Annotated in this window: 1 protein-coding gene; it reads left to right on the forward strand. The window is 39.1% G+C overall.

Annotated elements, in window-relative coordinates:
- On the forward strand, positions 1 to 156 hold a 156-nt coding region (locus tag ABT58_RS23875), incomplete at its 5' end, for a YidC/Oxa1 family membrane protein insertase (RefSeq protein ID WP_156168837.1).
- Between the last annotated feature and the right edge of the window lie 74 nt (positions 157 to 230).

The raw sequence follows: 230 nt of genomic DNA on the forward strand, positions 1-230 counted from the left end.
AAGATCATGACCTTTATGCCGGTTATGTTTACTTTCTTCTTCCTGTTCTTCACGTCAGGTCTGGTACTATACTGGTTGGTATCAAACATAGTAACGCTTATCCAGCAATCGCTAATCTACAAGGCGCTGGAAAAGAAAGGCTTACACACTAAGTAACAGCCAATAAACAATAAAAGGCGGCCAAAAGGTCGCCTTTTTTATTTGAGCTGATTACAATTCAACTCATTGTT

The organism is Photobacterium aphoticum (assembly GCF_001029435.1).
Taxonomy (GTDB): Bacteria; Pseudomonadota; Gammaproteobacteria; order Enterobacterales; family Vibrionaceae; genus Photobacterium; species Photobacterium aphoticum.